Source organism: Tepidamorphus gemmatus, from assembly GCF_004346195.1.
GTDB classification, from domain to species: Bacteria; Pseudomonadota; Alphaproteobacteria; order Rhizobiales; family Tepidamorphaceae; genus Tepidamorphus; species Tepidamorphus gemmatus.
The window spans coordinates 194966-209376 of record NZ_SMAK01000001.1; the positions used below are offsets into that span (position 1 = coordinate 194966).

Below are 14411 nucleotides of genomic sequence, written 5' to 3' on the forward strand. Positions count from 1 at the left end.
TGCAAACGACAAGGTAGGGAACGAAGGTGCTGACATGAGCGAACGTCTCGAGGATATCGCCCAGGCCTTGGTGGCGGACGGGAAGGGCATTCTCGCCGCCGACGAGAGCTCGGGCACGATCAAGAAGCGGTTCGATTCGATCGCGCTGGACTCGACCGAGGAGAACCGGCGCGACTATCGCGAGATGCTGTTCCGGTCGCCGGCGATGAAGACGGCGATCTCCGGCGTCATCCTCTATGACGAGACGCTGCGCCAGAAGGCTGCCGACGGCACGCCGCTCGTCGATCTCATCAAGGCCGCCGGTGCGGTGCCGGGCATCAAGGTCGACAAGGGCGCCCAGCCGATGCCCGGCTTTCCGGGCGAGAAGATCACCGAGGGACTCGACGGCCTGCGCGGACGGCTCGAGGAATACCACAAGCTCGGCGCCCGCTTTGCGAAGTGGAGGGCGGTGATCGATATCGCGGACGGCATTCCGACCTGGGGCTGCGTCAAGGCCAATGCGCACGCGCTCGCCCGCTATGCGGCGCTGTGCCAGGAGGCCGGACTCGTGCCGATCGTCGAGCCGGAGGTGCTTATGGACGGCCCGACTGCGAGCCACGACATCGACCGCTGCTACGAGGTCACCGAGTGGACCCTCAACACGGTGTTCGATGAGCTGTTCGAAGCCCGCGTCATGCTGGAGGGCATGGTGCTGAAGCCGAACATGGTGATCGCCGGCAAGAATGCCCCCAAGCAGGCGAGTGCTGCGGAGGTGGCCGAGAAGACCGTGCGCTGCCTGAAGTCGACGGTTCCCGCCGCGGTTCCCGGCATTGCCTTCCTGTCGGGTGGTCAGTCGGACGAGCAGGCGACCGAGAATCTGTCGCTGATGAATGCGATGGGGCCGCTGCCGTGGAAGCTCACCTTCTCCTACGGTCGGGCGTTGCAGGCTGCTGCGCTGAAGGCGTGGGGCGGCAAGCGGGAGAACGTCGCTGCCGCCCAGCGCGCCTTCGATCATCGCGCCAGGATGAACGGACTGGCGGCCAAGGGCCTGTGGCGCGCCGACCTCGAGACGGCCGCCTGAGGTCAAGGGGGGCGGCCGGCTGCTGCCCATGTCCCCGCAGTTTGCCTTCCCGGGCGCGTCATCCCGGTCAAACCGGCAGCCGCGCCGGGGTCAGGGCGCTTCGACCGTGGCCGGCGTTGCCTGCGGACCCCGGACCGCTCTGGGGGTCGTCCGGAGTGACGGGATCCGGCAACGGGATGACCGGCGGCTGCCGCTGCCTTCAGCGTTCGGTTAGCTTCAGCTCGATGCGGCGGTTGGCCTGCCAGGCGGCCTCGTTATCGCCGGCCTCGAGCGGATAGTTGTCGGCGAATCCGGCGGCGACGAGATGCTGCGGGTTGACGCCCTTGTCGATCAGGTAGCGCACGACCGAGATGGCCCGCGCGGCCGACAGCTCCCAGTTCGAGCGGAACCGCGGCGAGTTGATCGGGCGTGAATCGGTGTGCCCGTCGACGCGGATGACCCAGCTGATCTCCGGTGGGATCTCCTTCTCGAGCTCGAGGATCGCGGCTGCCAGCTTGTCGAGCTCGGCGCGGCCCGCCGGATTGATCTCGTCCGAACCGGAGGGAAACAGCACCTCGGACTGGAAGACGAAGCGGTCGCCGACGACGCGGATGTCGGAGCGCTGGCTGAGGATCTCGCGCAGCCGCCCAAAGAAGTCGGAGCGGTAGCGCGACAGTTCCTGCACCCGTTGGGCCAGCGCCACGTTGAGCCGCCGGCCGAGGTCGGCGATACGCGCCTGGCTCTCGCGGTCCCGCGATTCCGAGGCTTCGAGAGCATCCTCGAGCGCGGCGATCTGGCGGCGCAGCGCGGAGATCTGCTGGTTGAGGATCTCGACCTGGGCGAGCGCACGCTGGCTGATGCGCTTCTCCGCGTCGAGCTCGCTCGCAAGTTCGCCGATGCGCCCCCCGGCGCTCTCGGCATCGCCGGCCTGTTCGGCAAGAAGGCCGGAGAGCCGCTCGCGCTCGCTTTCCGAGGCCATCAGGCTCGACTGGAGCATCGCCAGCTGATCCTCGATCGAACGCTTGGTCGCCCGCTCCATGGCCAGAAGCTCGGTCAGCTCGGCGATCTGGCTGTTGAGGCGGTTGAGGACAGAGTCGCGGCCGGAGATCTCCTGGCTCAGGAAGAACTGGGACAGCACGAACACCGACAGCAGGAAGATGAAGACCAGCAGCACATTCGTCAGGACGTCGACGAAGCTCGGCCAGTAGTCGATGCCGCCGCGCCGGCGTCCGGTTCTCGCAAGTGCCATCAACAGCCTCCGCGGCGCGTCACGATCGCCTCAAGCCTTCTCGCGGTCGGCGAGACGGGCCAGCAGGTCATGGATCTCGTTCTGGCGGTCAGCCTGTGCCTCGACCCATTCGCGGATCATCTTCTGCTCCGAGCGCATGTGCTGGACAAGGCCCTGGATTCCTTCGGCGAGATCGGCCATGGCGGCCGTCGCCGCCCGGCTCGAGCCGCCTTCGCTCATGGCCTGGGCGAGCCTGTCCATGGATTTCTGCAGTTCGCGTAATGCGGCCTCCGACAGGGCCGGGACTGGCGGAGGGGCTGTCGCCGCAACGGTGGGCGGGACATAGGCCGCGATCTCGCGCGCCGGCTCGGCCCGTACCTCGCCCTCGGTGATCTCGGTCACCGAGGACAGCCAGTCCTCGAGATCGTTGTAGAAGCGGTTCTGCGCCTGCCCGGCCTGCAGATCGAGGAAGCCCAGCACCAGCGATCCGGCGAGGCCGAACAAGGAGGACGAGAACGCGGTGCCCATGCCCGACAGCGGCGCCTGCAGGCCGGCCTTGAGGTCTTCGAAGATGACGCCGGTGTCGCCCGACCCCACGTCGAGCGACTGGATCGTCACGGCGACCGAGCTGACGGTCTGCAGCAGGCCCCAGAAGGTGCCGAGCAGGCCGAGGAACACCAGAAGCCCGGTCAGGTAGCGCAGGATGTCGCGCGACTCGTCGAGACGCATGGCGATCGAATCCAGGATCGAGCGCATGGTCGCCGCCGAGATCGCCATGCGGCCGACCCGGTCGCGCAGCAGTGCCGCCATCGGGGCAAGCAGCACCGGCGGACGCGAGACCTCGAGGCCGGGATCGGCGAGGCGGAAGTCGTTGACCCAGGCGACCTCACGGAACAGGCGGAATACCTGGCCGATGGCCAGCACGATGCCGATCAGCAAGACGCCGAGGATCAGGCCGTTGAGGCCAGGGTTGGACCGGAATGCCGCGTAGGCCTGCGGGAACAGGATCGCGACGATGAAGCCGACGATCACCAGGAACACGATCATCCGCAGCAGGAAGACCTGCGGGCTGGCCAGCTTGTGGGGGTCGTGTCTGCGCGCCATCGGCTCCCGGATGATCACGGCGACGAATCGCGCCGCCTGTCCAACGCGAATGCGGACTGAACGTTACCGTTCCCTCGCCGTCATGTCCAAGCATGACGTAAAGGACGAATCAGGCGGCGGCGAGACGATCCGCGAGAAGGCGGTGGATGTCGGGATTGGCGGCCAGCACCGAACCTGTGTCGATCGGCGACCCCTTGCCGGAAATGTCGCTGACATAGCCGCCCGCCTCCGAGACGATCAGCATGCCTGCGGCGATGTCCCAGGGGCTGAGGCCGCACTCGAAATAGCCGTCGAAGCGACCCGCGGCTACCCAGGCGAGGTCGATCGAGGCGGCACCGGAGCGCCGTATACCGGCGCTGCCGGCCATGACCTGACCAAGTTCGCGCAGGAAACGCGCATGCTCGCCGCGGCCCTGGTGCGGAATGCCGCAGGTGATGACCGCCTGGTCGAGGCTGCGGCGCTGGGCGACGCGGATGCGCCGGTCGTTCAGATAGGCGCCGACGCCCTTCTCGGCCGTGTAGAGTTCGTTCATGACCGGGTTGAAGACCACGCCGGCGATCACCTCGCCATTGCGCTCAAGCCCGATCGAGACGGCAAACAGCGGGATGGCGTGTAGGAAGTTGGTCGTGCCGTCGAGGGGGTCCACCAGCCAGCGGTGGTTCGGATCGGTGCCCTCGATGGCGCCGGATTCCTCCATCAGGAAGCCGTATCCGGGCCGCACCCGCGACAGCTCCTGGTGCAGGATCTTCTCGGCGCGATGGTCGGCTGCGGATACGAAGTCGCCCGGGCCCTTCAGGGAAACCTGAAGGTTTTCGACCTCGCCGAAATCGCGCGCCAGGCTGCGGCCGGCCTTCATCGCCGCCTGCACCATGACGTTGAGGAGTGCCGAACGAGGCATCGCAGGCGATCAGTCGGCGCGGCGGACGTAGGTCAGTTCTGACGTATCGACGACGATCTTCTCGCCGGCGGTGATGAACGGCGGCACCAGCACGCGCACGCCATTCTCCAGCCGGGCCGGCTTGTAGGAGGAGGCGGCAGTCTGGCCCTTGACCACTGGATCCGCCTCGACGACCTCCAGCGTGACGTGCTGCGGCAGGGTGATGCCGATCGGGCGGCCGTCATACATTTCCAAGGTGACGGTCATCCCGTCCTGGAGGAACGCGGCCCGCTCGCCGACGAAATCCTGAGGCAGTTCAAGCTGCTCGTAGGTGTCGGAGTCCATGAAGATCAGCATGTCATCCTGGGCATAGAGAAACTGGAAGTCCTTCTGGTCGAGGCGGACCCGTTCGACGGTCTCGTCGGAGCGGAAGCGCTCGTTGAGCTTGGTGCCGTCGATGAGGTTCTTCAGCTCGACCTGGTTGAAGGCGCCGCCCTTGCCGGGCTTTACCGCCTGCGTCTTGACGGCCGCCCAGAGGCTGCCCTTGTGCTCGATCACGTTGCCGGGGCGGATTTCGTTGCCGTTGATCTTCATGGGTGAGTGGCTCTTGCGTGGCTCTTCCGGTCGCGTACCCGCCGTCATCGGAGGTGTTTGTGCACCGTCCGGACCGAGCGTCGCACCGAAGGGATTGAACGGCGCGGGTGTATCAGACCTTCAGGCGGGAAGCATCAGAAAATCGCGCCGCCGGCGGAGTAATGCAAGCGCGCGGCCCACTGGCGAATGCGCTCCTCCGCCTCCTTGCGCTGCTCGGGGCTGATCGACGCGATGAAACCGTCGAGCCAGGCATCGCTCGCTCCGGCGGAGCGGGCGAGCAGATGCCACTTCGTCGCCTCGACCGGGTCGGCCTCGACGCCGAGACCATTGGCGTAGAGCCGGGCGAGCCGGTTCTGTGCCACCGGATTGCCCTTGTCGGCGGCGCGCTTGAACCACTTGATCGCCTCGGCTTCGTTCGCCGCCACGCCTTCGCCGCGAAACAGCATGATGGCGAGCTCTACCTCGGCGAGCGCCATTCCCGCTTCCGCCGCCCGCTGCATCCAGCGCAGCGCCTCGGCGGGATCGCGTGGCACACCTTCGCCCTGGGCGTAGAGCAGGGCGAGGTTGTACTGCGAGGGAACATGGTCGTGCTCGGCCGCGAAGCGCAACAGCTCCGCCGCCTTGGCGAGGTCGCGCGGCCGTGAGCGCCCGGCAATGTAGATCAGCGCGAGGTTGTAATGGGCCTCGACATGGCCCTTGGCGGCGGCCGCCTCGAACCAGCCGGCCGCCTTTTCCTCGTCCTTCTTTGTGCCTTCCCCGCGCGCGATCATCAGCGCCAGCGCGAACTGTGCCTCGCGATTGCCGGCGACCGCGGCCTGACTGTACCACCACAGCGCCTGGTGCAGGTCGCGCGGCACGCCGAGCCCTCGCGAATACAGTTCGCCGAGCAGTGTCTGGGCAGCCGAGTCGCCCTTCTGCGCCCGGTCCAGCGCCTCGCGGAAGGCGGTCAGATAGTAGCCGCGCTGGTAGGCCCCGTAGGGGATGTCCGGCTCGGCGGCGCTCGCCGGGCCAAGCAGCACCAGACAACCGATCGCGCCGAGCGCAATCAGCCTCATGCGGCGACCTCGCGCGCCCGTGTGCACAGGGCCTGCGCGCGCCGCAGCGCGTCGGCCGCCCCGCGGGGATCGCTCCAGACGAGGTCGCGCAGCGCGAGGAAGTCGGCGCCAGCCTCGACTGCTTCGGCGGCCTGCGTCCAGTCGTCGCCTGCCAGGGCGACGCAGGGCAGTTCGAACAATTCCGCCCACCAGTCGACCAGGGTGTGTGAAGCCGGAATGTCCTCGACCGGGTCGAGCCGGCCGAGGAACACGTAGTCGGGGTTCTTCTCGCCGAGCACCATGGCGGCGTGCCGGGTTATGCAGTCGCCCGCACCGACGATCATATCGGGCTTCAGCCGCCGCAGCGCACGTTCCAACGCCTCCGGACCCTCCGTGACATGCACGCCGTCGGCGCCGGTCTCGCGGGCGAGGTCGACCTGGTTGCGCAGCAGGAAGGCCGCACCCCGCTCCTGGACGATCGGACACAAAACGTTCGCCGCCTGGCGCCAGACGGCGGGATCCTGCGTCGCAAGATCGAGCATCACGGCCGCCACGTCACCGCCGGCGAGCGCATCGCTGAGCACGGACGCGAAGGCCGCGGGGAGGAGATCCGTCGGGGTGACAAGAAACAGGCGGGTACGGGTGTCGACCATCGACGCAGCATGCTGCAAAGCTGGTAAATAATCTCGTACCCGTATGTGCCGATTGCGGCAAGACCGGGGCTGGCCGCCTTCAGCCGCCCGCCGCGCCGCGGCCGACGGCGGCCCGGTGGCCTGCCCTGAGTTCGGCATCGACCTCGAACTGCAGGCGGGCGAGGCGCGCATAGAGGCCGTCTTCGGCCGTCAGGCTTCGATGGGTTCCCTGTTCGACAATCCGGCCGCGGTCCAAGACGACAATCCGGTCGGCCGACAGGATGGTTGACAGCCGATGGGCGATCACCAGGGTCGTGCGGCCACGCATCAGGCCTTCCAGCGCCTGCTGGACGAGCGTCTCGCTCTCGGCGTCGAGCGAGCTGGTCGCCTCGTCGAGGAGGAGTATCGGCGCGTCGCGCAGAATGGCGCGCGCGATGGCGATGCGCTGGCGCTGGCCGCCGGACAGTGTCACGCCGCGCTCGCCGACGCGGGTCAGGTAGCCGTCCGGCATCGCGGTGACGAACTCCGCGACGCGTGCCGCCGCCGCGGCCGCGCGAACCTCGTCGTCGCTCGCCTCTGGCCTGCCGTAGCGGATGTTCTCGGCGATGGTGCCGGTGAAGATCAGTGTATCCTGCGGGACCACGGCGATGCGCTGGCGGATCGCGCGCGGATCGGCGTCCGGGAGGGCGATGCCGTCAATCCGTATCGTCCCGGCCTGGGGATCATAGGCGCGCAGAAGCAGGTGGAACAGGGTGCTCTTGCCGGCGCCGGAGGGCCCGACGACGGCAACTGTCTCGCCCGGTTCGACCTGCAGGTTGAAATCGGCGAGAGCCGGCTCGGCCGGCCGGGCCGGGTAGCTGAACGTCACGTTCTCGAAGGCTACGGCCCCGCGGGCGGGTTCCGGCAGCGGCACGGGCGCTGCCGGTGCTGCGATGGCAGGTTGTTCGTCGAGCAGTTCGGCCAGCCGCTCGGCCGCGCCAGCCGCCTGCTGCACCTCGCCCCAGACCTCCGAGATCTGTCCGAGCGCACCGGCGGCAAACACCGCGTAAAGCACGAACTGGCCGAGTGTGCCCGGCGTCATGCGCCCGGCCAGAACCTCGTTGGCGCCGTACCATAGCACCGCCACGACGCTGCCGAAGATCAGGAACAGTGCGACGAAGGTCAGCGCGGCGCGCGCGGCCGCGCTGACGCAGGCGGCCTGGAAGGCGTCCTCCACGGCGGCTCGGAAGCGGCGCGACGCGAACGGCTCGTTGGTGAAGGCCTGCAGGATGCGAATTCCGCCGATGTTCTCGGCTGCGAAGGCGCTCGCTTCGGCGAGCGTGTCCTGCGCCGCGCGCTGGCGCCGTCTGACCGCCCGCCCGAAGCCGACGAGCGGCAGGACGATCACCGGGATCGCCAACAGCACCAGCGCGGACAGTCGCGGGCTGGTGACAACCATCAGCGTCGCTGCCCCGACCCCGAGCACCAGGTTGCGCAGCGCGACCGATACGCTCGAGCCGACCGTCGCCTTTATCTGTGTGGCATCTGCGGTCAGCCGGGAGACGAGCTCGCCGCTGCGGGCGCGGTCGAAGTAGTCGGCGCTCAATCCGATGATCCGGTCGAACACGGCCGTCCGCACATCAGCGACGACCCGTTCGCCCAGCCAGGTGACCAGGTAGTAGCGCGCCGCACTCGCTGCGGCGAGCAGCAGGGCGATCACCACCAGCATGGCAAAGTACTGGTTGACCATGAGGCTGGAGTCGCTGGTGAAGCCGTAGTCGATCATCCTGCGCACGGCCTGCGGCACCGCGAGCGTCGCGCCGGCGGCGATGACCAGCGCGATCAGGGCCAGGACCACCGTGCCGCGATAGCGCGCGACGAAGGGCAACAGCATGCGCAGCGGCGCCAGCGACCGGCGCCGCCGTCGCGACGCCGGCGCGTCGTCCGCGAAGATGGCCGGATCCTCTGCGCGCATGCGGATATCCGCTCCCGACAGGTTCGTCGGCGGAACATGCCCCAGTGGGGCGGGGCGAACAACCCGCAGCATGCGCGCGCTTGAGTCGCACGGCGATCCGCGATATAGGCGGGCCGACTTCACCGTCATCGGCATGACGACATGCGGCGCCGTGATCGGCGTCGGCACGAAAGGTTTCGAGCCATGAAGAAGGGCATCCACCCCGACTACCACTTCATCAAGGTGGTGATGACCGACGGTACCGAATACATGACCCGCTCGACCTATGGCGAGGAGGGCACGGTGCTCAATCTCGACATCGATCCGACCACGCATCCGGCATGGACCGGGGGCGGGCAGCACCTGGTCGATCGCGGCGGGCGCGTGAGCCGCTTCAAGAAGAAGTTCGAAGGCTTCATCTGAAGCTGGACGCCTGCGGTTTCCGCCTCTCGCGGGCAGCAGCAGACATGAACAGGCTCCCGACCGCCGGCCGGGAGCCTGTCGCGTTCTGCGCCAATGCGTTCCGGAGGTGCGTCCGGGGGCGCCGGAGCGGCCCGCCGATCAGCTCTCCACCTGGCCGAAGGCCGAACGCAGCCGGTCGATCTGGCTGAGCGCAGGGCTGTTGCTTTCCGCGGCGCGGTGGCGTCCCTGAAGCTGCCGGTCGAGGTGACGGACGCGTGCCTGCAGGCGCAGGCTGCGCTCGAGCAGGACCTTCAGGCCTTCCGGCAGTTCGTCGAAGCCCGCGGTGCGCTCGTGGTCCTCGGCGTGATCGAGGCGGACCTTGTTCTTTTCCTCAGCCGCCTGCTCGAAGGTGAGCTCGCCCTCGTTCACCGCGCGCTGCAGCAGCAGCCAGGAGGCCATCTGCATCAGCCGGGTGGTGAGCTTCATGCTCTCGGTGGCATAGGCGAGGCCGCCGGCGCGGCTGAGTGCGCGCGATTCCGCGCGGCCGGGCCCGTCGAGATAGTCGGCCGTTTCCTCGAGCAGCCCCATGCCCTCGCGGAACAGTGCGAGGAAATTCTGCGAGGTCGCCATTCGCTCGGCAAAGGAAACGGGGTCGCCGGGCTCTGCGCCGGTGTTCGCCATAGTGGAATGCTCTTCGGTCATGCCTGTCCCTGTCGTTCCGTTCGGGGCCGCCGCTCGTGCCGGGATGGACCGATCCATGCCGTGCCGAGACAGTGCTGCCCGGTGCGGGTCCGACCTTGCATGCGCGGTGCCAAACGCCACACGCCCCGCACGGCCGCCAACCGAGGGCCGATATTGTGACGGCAGAGACGGTCCCGAGCAATGCCGAAAAAGAAAAAGAGCCGCCGTGGGGCGGCTCAGTTGGTTAACAGGGAGGCGTCAAACAGAGTGGACAGGAGCCACTCGAAATCCAGAAGACTGGATAACACGACATTTACCGTGAAAAGCCTAACGAATGGTTAACCGCGACGGGTGCCTGTGCATCAGGGTCGGGAGAACAGGTTCTCGGCCGCCGAGCGGGTCGAATCCTTTGCGGAGATCTCCGCCTCGATCCGGATGATCTCCGCGCGTAGCAGTTCGATGCGCTCGCGCAGCTCATGCAGCGACAGGGCGGTCAGGTCGCAGCCGATCTCGTGTGCCACCGGCCGCCTGGGGCGCGGTTCCTCCTCGAACATGGTGCTTCTCCCTGTGTCCGGGTCATGCCGGGACTCTAGTCCGGCCTCGTGGCGGTTGTCACGACGCTGGCCTGCGGCTATGTCCCGGCAGCCACAGGGAGGCCGCGATGACCGACATGCCGGACACCATGACCGCCATACAGATCGCCGCGCCCGGCGGCCCGGAGGTGCTCATCCCGGTCGACCGCCCGGTGCCGCGACCCGGTCCCGGCGAACTTCTGGTCCGCGTGGCTGCCGCCGGCGTCAACCGTCCCGACGTGCTGCAGCGCCAGGGCGTCTATCCGCCGCCGCCGGGAGCCTCCGACATACCCGGGCTGGAGATCGCCGGAACCGTCGTCGCGATGGGGGAGGGCGTGTCGCGTTTCGGGGTTGGCGAGGCGGTCTGCGCGCTCGTCGCCGGCGGTGGCTATGCGGAATACTGCACGGTTCACGAGACCAACGCCCTGCCGGTACCGGCCGGCCTGTCGATGGTGGAGGCCGCGGCGATTCCCGAAACCTTCTTCACGGTATGGACCAACGTCTTCGACAGGGCCGGGCTCGAAGCGGGCGAGACGTTCCTTGTCCACGGCGGCTCGAGCGGCATCGGCACGACAGCGATCCAGCTCGCCAGAGCGTTCGGTGCGACCGTGTTCACGACAGCCGGCAGCCCCGACAAGTGCGCCGCCTGCGCGCGCCTCGGCGCCGATCATGTGATCGACTACCGTCAAAGCGACTTCGTCGAGGTCGTCAAGCAGATGACCGGCGGACGCGGCGTCAATGTAATTCTCGACATGGTCGGCGGCGACTACGTCGCGCGCAACTACGACGCCGCCGCCGAGGACGGCCGCATCGTTCAGATCGCCTTCCTGCGCGGGGCGAAGCCGACGGTAGATCTGAATGCGCTGATGCGCAAGCGGCTCGTCCATACAGGCTCGACGCTGCGGCCGCGGTCAGTTGCGTTCAAGGCCGCGATCGCCCGCGCGCTGGAGGAAAGGGTCTGGCCGCTGATCGAGTCCGGAACGGTGAAGCCGGTGATCGATTCAATCTTTTCCCTGCGTGATGCGGCCGCGGCGCAGGCTCGCATGGATGGCGGCCAACACATCGGCAAGATCGTCCTGCAGACCGGGCTGTGAGCGGGTCGTCGCTGCGCGGACGCGGTGATCCCCCCGAACGGCCAGGTTCGTCGCAATCGTTGACAGGGAAGCGGCGTCGGCATCTGCGGGAATTGCTCTGGAGCCGGCCGGAAAGCCGCGCAACCCGTTTGCGTCGCGTCGCGAACGCCCCTATATAGACGGCATCCCCGTACAATGTTGGAAGCGTCCGGGGCTCCCCGCCATATGGCGGTGGAGCGCAAGGGAGAGATTTATGGCGAACACATTGCTGATGCCCAAGGCGACCGCGATCTGGCTGGTCGACAACACTTCGCTGTCCTTCAAGCAGATCGCCGAGTTCTGCGGGCTGCACGAGCTCGAGGTCAGCGCGATCGCCGATGGCGAGGCGGCCCAGGGCATCAAGGGTGTCGATCCGGTGCTTACCGGCCAGCTCACCCGCGAGGAGATCGAGCGAGCGCAGAAGGATCCGAATCACAAGCTGAGGCTTGCCGAACCGAAGGTGCGCATCCCTGTCGCCAAGAAGCGCAAGGGGCCGCGCTACACGCCGGTGTCGCGCCGCCAGGATCGCCCGAACGCGATCCTCTGGCTGGTGCGCAACCATCCCGAACTGAAGGACGCCGCGATCATGCGGCTGGTCGGCACGACCAAGGCGACGATCGCGTCGATCCGCGAGCGCACCCACTGGAACGCCGCGAACCTGACGCCGATGGACCCGGTGACGCTCGGGCTGTGCTCCCAGATCGACCTCGACATGGAAGTTCAGGCAGCCGCGAAGGATCGGCCGCCGGAACTCGCCGAGGGGCCGCGCCTGCTGTCGCCGGAGGAGAGCGTCGGCTACACCGCGCCGACCGATCCGGCCGGCGACGAACTCGATCCCGACGCGATCTTCGCCAAGCTGAAGTCGATGAGGGGCGAGAACGTCTCGTCAGAGGACTGAGTTGGTCGGAGAGGCGGCGCGCCCACAGCTCGAGACCGGCACGCCGCCTGCCACATCCACACCGCCACGTGTTCCATCTGAACCGGCGGCCATCAGAGCCCGTCCTTCAGCCCAATCGCAACGCCGGGCACCGGGATCTGGGCGCCTACGCGGTCTTCCCCCGTCGCCATGCGATCCCGGATCGGCCTGGCGGCCGACCGGGATGACGCCAGCGATCAGGCGCCGGGCGGGACTCTCGCCACGACACGGCCGCCGTTGCACCGTACAGATCGACTGCCGCTGTCACACCGCCCTGGCGATGCCGCGCGCCTTCAGCGCCGCGCCGATCTCGTCGAGGATCGCCGGGTCGTCGATGGTGGCGGGCAGCCGGTAGTCCTCGCCGTCGGCGATCGAACGCATCGTCCCGCGCAGGATCTTGCCGGAGCGGGTCTTCGGCAGGCGGCCAACGGTGATGACGATCTTGAACGCGGCGACCGGTCCGATCTTGTCGCGCACGAGCTGCACAACCTCCTTCTCGATCTCGGCTACGTCACGGTTGACGCCGGCCTTCAGCACGATGAACCCCGCCGGCACCTGGCCCTTCATCGCGTCGCTGATGCCGATCACCGCACATTCGGCGACATCGGGATGGCTCGCCAGCACTTCCTCCATGGCGCCGGTGGACAGACGGTGGCCGGCGACATTGATGATGTCGTCGGTGCGGGCCATGATGTAGAGGTAGCCGTCCTCGTCCCGGTAACCCGCATCGGCGGTGGCGTAATAGCCGGGAAATTCCTTCAGATAGCTGTCGCGGAAGCGCTGGTCGTTGCCCCACAGCGTCGGCAGGCAGCCGGGGGGCAGCGGCAGCTTCACGCAGATCGCGCCCATCCTGCCGGGCGCCACCTCGTTGTGCGCCTCGTCGAGGACATGGATCTCGTAGCCGGGCATCGGCACGGTCGGAGAGCCGTACTTCACCGGCAGGGTGCCGAGCCCGACCGGATTGCCGGCAATCGCCCAACCGGTCTCGGTTTGCCACCAATGGTCGATCACCGGCACGTTCAGCATCCGTTCGGCCCACTGGACGGTGTCGGGGTCGGCCCGTTCGCCGGCGAGGAACAGGGTGCGGAAGCCGGAGAGATCGTACTTGCCGATCAGCTTGCCCTGGGGGTCCTCCTTCTTGATGGCGCGGAAGGCGGTCGGTGCCGTGAACAGGGCGGCGACGCCGTGCTCGGCGATGACGCGCCAGAAGGTCCCGGCATCGGGCGTACCGACCGGCTTGCCTTCAAACAGGATGGTGGTGCAGCCGTGCAGCAGCGGGCCGTAGACGATGTAGGAATGGCCGACGACCCAGCCGACATCCGAGGCCGCCCAGAACACCTCGCCGGGCCTGATGCCATACAGGGCATGCATCGACCATTTCAGCGCGACCATATGGCCGCCATTGTCGCGCACCACCCCCTTGGGCTGGCCGGTCGTGCCCGAGGTATAGAGCACGTAGAGCGGATCGGTGGCGGCAACGGGGACGCACTCGGCGCGTTCACCGGTTGCCTTCGCCGCGGCGACCGACGCCGCCCAGTCGAAGTCGCGGCCCTCGATGAGCGGGGCGGCCTCCATCGGGCGCTGCAGGATCAGACATGCGTCCGGCTTGCTGGCCGACAGTGCGATGGCCTCGTCGAGCAGCGGCTTGTACCTGACGATGCGGCCCGGCTCGATGCCGCAAGAGGCCGTCAGGATCATCTTCGGCTTGGCGTCGTCGATACGGGTTGCGAGCTCGCGTGCCGCGAACCCGCCGAACACGACCGAGTGAATCGCGCCGATCCGCGCGCAGGCCAGCATCGCGACGGCGGCTTCGGGGACCATCGGCATGTAGACGATGACGCGATCGCCCTTGCCGACCCCATGCTTCAGGAGAACCGCAGCCAGGGTCGCGACCTCGGCTGTCAGCTCCTCGTAGCTGAAGCGGGCCGTCTGTCCGGTGACGGGGCTGTCGTAGATCAGCGCCGTCTGGCTGCCGCGGCCCTCGGCGACATGGCGGTCGAGGCAATTGTAGGCGGTGTTGCACTCGGCGCCGACGAACCAGCGGCCATAGACGCCCAGATCGGGATCGAACGCCCGGTCCCAGGGTTTCGTCCAGACGAGATCGCGGGCGGCTTCGGCCCAGAATCCCTCCGGGTCGCGGCGCCATGCCTCGTACACCTCGTAATACCGGCTCGACATTCCACGGCCTCCCTGCCGTCGTGCGCGCTATCCGGCGCGTCTTGTCCGATGCCGGGCATTCTGTCCTTGTGCCATCGCAATGCAAGCGCCGCGACACGCTACTTTCGTC

14 protein-coding genes are annotated in these 14411 nt (G+C 67.8%); 4 read left to right on the forward strand and 10 right to left on the reverse strand.

Annotated elements, in window-relative coordinates; genetic code table 11:
• Nucleotides 1–34: 34 nt before the first annotated feature.
• Nucleotides 35–1060 (forward strand): class I fructose-bisphosphate aldolase, encoded by a 1026-nt coding sequence (locus tag EDC22_RS00900; protein WP_132804718.1) that lies wholly within the window; start codon nucleotides 35–37, stop codon nucleotides 1058–1060.
• Nucleotides 1061–1259: 199 nt separating this feature from the next.
• On the opposite strand, the gene EDC22_RS00905 is transcribed toward EDC22_RS00900, so the two are convergent.
• The 7 genes from EDC22_RS00905 to EDC22_RS00935 form a co-directional block, all read right to left on the reverse strand.
• Nucleotides 1260–2288, reverse strand: a complete 1029-nt coding sequence (locus EDC22_RS00905) for a peptidoglycan -binding protein (RefSeq protein ID WP_132804719.1) — start codon at nucleotides 2286–2288, stop codon at nucleotides 1260–1262.
• 30 nt (nucleotides 2289–2318) lie between these two features.
• On the reverse strand, nucleotides 2319–3371 hold the full coding sequence (locus tag EDC22_RS00910) for a flagellar motor protein MotA (RefSeq protein ID WP_207903657.1): 1053 nt from the start codon (nucleotides 3369–3371) through the stop codon (nucleotides 2319–2321).
• A 109-nt stretch (nucleotides 3372–3480) separates the two neighbouring features.
• The gene (locus tag EDC22_RS00915; protein WP_132804720.1) at nucleotides 3481–4269 is read right to left on the reverse strand and encodes an inositol monophosphatase family protein; all 789 of its coding nucleotides are present in this window, start codon (nucleotides 4267–4269) and stop codon (nucleotides 3481–3483) included.
• Nucleotides 4270–4278: 9 nt separating this feature from the next.
• Nucleotides 4279–4842, reverse strand: a complete 564-nt coding sequence (gene efp, locus EDC22_RS00920) for an elongation factor P (RefSeq protein ID WP_132804721.1) — start codon at nucleotides 4840–4842, stop codon at nucleotides 4279–4281.
• Between the two features lie 134 nt (nucleotides 4843–4976).
• Nucleotides 4977–5897, reverse strand: coding sequence for a tetratricopeptide repeat protein (locus tag EDC22_RS00925; protein ID WP_132804722.1), 921 nt, complete (start codon nucleotides 5895–5897; stop codon nucleotides 4977–4979).
• On the reverse strand, nucleotides 5894–6529 hold the full coding sequence (locus EDC22_RS00930; protein WP_165926737.1) for a thiamine phosphate synthase: 636 nt from the start codon (nucleotides 6527–6529) through the stop codon (nucleotides 5894–5896). Before EDC22_RS00930 ends, EDC22_RS00925 begins: the two co-directional genes overlap by 4 nt.
• Before the next feature lie 79 nt (nucleotides 6530–6608).
• Entirely contained in the window at nucleotides 6609–8462 is a 1854-nt protein-coding gene (locus tag EDC22_RS00935; RefSeq protein WP_132804724.1) for an ABC transporter transmembrane domain-containing protein, read from the reverse strand.
• Between the two features lie 183 nt (nucleotides 8463–8645).
• Here EDC22_RS00935 and rpmE point away from each other — a divergent pair, with 183 nt between their 5' ends.
• Nucleotides 8646–8864 (forward strand): 50S ribosomal protein L31, encoded by a 219-nt coding sequence (rpmE, locus tag EDC22_RS00940; RefSeq protein ID WP_132804725.1) that lies wholly within the window; start codon nucleotides 8646–8648, stop codon nucleotides 8862–8864.
• Nucleotides 8865–9002: 138 nt separating this feature from the next.
• Here the strand turns inward: rpmE and rcdA are convergent, their stop codons facing one another.
• Together rcdA and EDC22_RS00950 are read right to left on the reverse strand one after the other, a co-directional pair.
• Nucleotides 9003–9545: a protease adaptor protein RcdA gene (gene rcdA, locus EDC22_RS00945; protein ID WP_132804726.1), complete on the reverse strand. Its 543-nt coding sequence runs from the start codon at nucleotides 9543–9545 to the stop codon at nucleotides 9003–9005.
• Nucleotides 9546–9886: 341 nt separating this feature from the next.
• Nucleotides 9887–10078 carry a DUF1192 domain-containing protein gene (locus EDC22_RS00950; RefSeq protein WP_132804727.1) on the reverse strand — a complete coding sequence of 64 codons (192 nt, stop codon included), beginning with the start codon at nucleotides 10076–10078 and terminating at the stop codon, nucleotides 9887–9889.
• Nucleotides 10079–10185: 107 nt separating this feature from the next.
• Between EDC22_RS00950 and EDC22_RS00955 the strand changes: the two genes are divergently transcribed.
• Together EDC22_RS00955 and EDC22_RS00960 are read left to right on the forward strand one after the other, a co-directional pair.
• Nucleotides 10186–11190, forward strand: a complete 1005-nt coding sequence (locus tag EDC22_RS00955) for an NAD(P)H-quinone oxidoreductase (protein ID WP_132804728.1) — start codon at nucleotides 10186–10188, stop codon at nucleotides 11188–11190.
• Nucleotides 11191–11422: 232 nt separating this feature from the next.
• Nucleotides 11423–12106 carry a DUF1013 domain-containing protein gene (locus EDC22_RS00960; protein WP_132804729.1) on the forward strand — a complete coding sequence of 228 codons (684 nt, stop codon included), beginning with the start codon at nucleotides 11423–11425 and terminating at the stop codon, nucleotides 12104–12106.
• A 282-nt stretch (nucleotides 12107–12388) separates the two neighbouring features.
• On the opposite strand, the gene EDC22_RS00965 is transcribed toward EDC22_RS00960, so the two are convergent.
• Nucleotides 12389–14302 (reverse strand): propionyl-CoA synthetase, encoded by a 1914-nt coding sequence (locus EDC22_RS00965; RefSeq protein ID WP_132804730.1) that lies wholly within the window; start codon nucleotides 14300–14302, stop codon nucleotides 12389–12391.
• Nucleotides 14303–14411: the final 109 nt, after the last annotated feature.

What these genes read in the sequence shown, in the direction of transcription:
- EDC22_RS00900 (WP_132804718.1), top strand. Translation starts at nt 35, where the DNA reads ATGAGCGAACGTCTCGAGGATATCGCCCAGGCCTTGGTGGCGGACGGG.
- EDC22_RS00905 (WP_132804719.1), bottom strand. Translation starts at nt 2,288, where the DNA reads ATGGCACTTGCGAGAACCGGACGCCGGCGCGGCGGCATCGACTACTGG.
- EDC22_RS00910 (WP_207903657.1), bottom strand. Translation starts at nt 3,371, where the DNA reads ATGGCGCGCAGACACGACCCCCACAAGCTGGCCAGCCCGCAGGTCTTC.
- EDC22_RS00915 (WP_132804720.1), bottom strand. Translation starts at nt 4,269, where the DNA reads ATGCCTCGTTCGGCACTCCTCAACGTCATGGTGCAGGCGGCGATGAAG.
- efp (WP_132804721.1), bottom strand. Translation starts at nt 4,842, where the DNA reads ATGAAGATCAACGGCAACGAAATCCGCCCCGGCAACGTGATCGAGCAC.
- EDC22_RS00925 (WP_132804722.1), bottom strand. Translation starts at nt 5,897, where the DNA reads ATGAGGCTGATTGCGCTCGGCGCGATCGGTTGTCTGGTGCTGCTTGGC.
- EDC22_RS00930 (WP_165926737.1), bottom strand. Translation starts at nt 6,529, where the DNA reads ATGGTCGACACCCGTACCCGCCTGTTTCTTGTCACCCCGACGGATCTC.
- EDC22_RS00935 (WP_132804724.1), bottom strand. Translation starts at nt 8,462, where the DNA reads ATGCGCGCAGAGGATCCGGCCATCTTCGCGGACGACGCGCCGGCGTCG.
- rpmE (WP_132804725.1), top strand. Translation starts at nt 8,646, where the DNA reads ATGAAGAAGGGCATCCACCCCGACTACCACTTCATCAAGGTGGTGATG.
- rcdA (WP_132804726.1), bottom strand. Translation starts at nt 9,545, where the DNA reads ATGACCGAAGAGCATTCCACTATGGCGAACACCGGCGCAGAGCCCGGC.
- EDC22_RS00950 (WP_132804727.1), bottom strand. Translation starts at nt 10,078, where the DNA reads ATGTTCGAGGAGGAACCGCGCCCCAGGCGGCCGGTGGCACACGAGATC.
- EDC22_RS00955 (WP_132804728.1), top strand. Translation starts at nt 10,186, where the DNA reads ATGACCGACATGCCGGACACCATGACCGCCATACAGATCGCCGCGCCC.
- EDC22_RS00960 (WP_132804729.1), top strand. Translation starts at nt 11,423, where the DNA reads ATGGCGAACACATTGCTGATGCCCAAGGCGACCGCGATCTGGCTGGTC.
- EDC22_RS00965 (WP_132804730.1), bottom strand. Translation starts at nt 14,302, where the DNA reads ATGTCGAGCCGGTATTACGAGGTGTACGAGGCATGGCGCCGCGACCCG.